Consider the following 1,370-nt stretch of genomic DNA (forward strand, 5'->3'; position numbering starts at 1 on the left):
AATGAAAGTACTAATGCCAATGAAAGTACTAATATAAATAGTAGTAGTAACACGAATAGTAGTAATAATACTAATCGCAGTACCAATACCAATAGTAGTATTAACACGAATAACAGTACTAATACTAATAGAAGTAGTAATACAAATAGAAGCAGTAATATAAATAAAAGTGGTAATACCAATAATATTAGGTTTCACTATCATTATAGTCATTAAAAATAATATCACTATTTTGGTAAATAGATATCTATGAAAGCTTACAATAGTAATTTATAAAATCTAAGGTAGAGTCAATTGATTTAACTCTACCTCTATTGAATATATGGTTTAAAATAACATTAACTTAGTTGAATGTATAATTAATTGATATTTTTAACATTTCTATTATTATTTGTAAATTGTTTTAAATTTTTCTATTTTGATAAACCCTACTTTAATAAAATTATTAATTAAAAATTGAGTTATATTATAATTTTTTTATTTTAAATATTAATAATTATAACTCTATTTTAATGAAGGGAAAATTTATGAGGATTATATTGATAATTATTTTTATTATTACTTGTCTTGGTTATACAGCTTTTGGTTTAGCTAATTTTAATGGTTTTTTTAGTTTCAATCGCTTCATTGGTTTTGGTGCCTGTAATGCTATTAGTGGACCGCTGACAATAAATGGAAGAGATATTATTGTTCAAAATGATACACCTAATGGTACTTTGTTAGCCACTTTCACATCAGGTTCATTTAAGACTTATCGTTGTGATAATAATACTAAAAATATGATTAGTGGTGGCAAACTCTATGGTGAATTTGCGACCCTGTTAAAGGGGATTAGAGTATATAAGACAAATATCCCAGGAATTGGTTATACGCTGGGTGTTCAAACAATGTGCCCAGATATGGTTTTCCCAACTAAAGGTTGGAGAGATAATGTAAATAATATCGACGTTTGTTGGTCGAATAAGGTTTGGAATCAGATAACTCATAATTTTGAGGTCAGGATCTATAAAATAGCAGCTACCGCAAGTGGAATTGTTGAAAAAAAACAAATTGGCGCAACTATTTTGGCATACAAAGAGACCAGTATCTGGGCTGAGGAAAATCCAGTATTTTTAAATAGTTTTAGAGTAACAACGATAAATAATAGCAATAAGCCAAATGATAATAAATCAAATGACAATAAACTAAATGGCAATATTCAACATCATCATCAACACTATCATCGACATTATCACCAACATATTTGGCCTAATAATAACAGTATAGATATTAATAAAGATACAAATAACAATGCTAATAATAATACCAATAATAACATCAATAATAATGCTAATAACAACACCAATAATAATATCAATAACAACACCAAT

Annotated in this window: 2 protein-coding genes; one reads left to right on the forward strand and one right to left on the reverse strand. The window is 26.7% G+C overall.

The features are described 5' to 3' along the window. The coding region (locus G468_RS21975; RefSeq protein WP_155847038.1) for a hypothetical protein at nucleotides 1-213 on the reverse strand (213 nt) is incomplete at its 3' end. 314 nt (nucleotides 214-527) lie between these two features. Here G468_RS21975 and G468_RS0118010 point away from each other — a divergent pair. Beyond that, on the forward strand, nucleotides 528-1,370 hold an 843-nt coding region (locus G468_RS0118010), incomplete at its 3' end, for a hypothetical protein (protein WP_026824149.1).

Origin of the sequence: Arsenophonus nasoniae DSM 15247 (assembly GCF_000429565.1) — a bacterium.
Lineage (GTDB): Bacteria > Pseudomonadota > Gammaproteobacteria > Enterobacterales > Enterobacteriaceae > Arsenophonus > Arsenophonus nasoniae.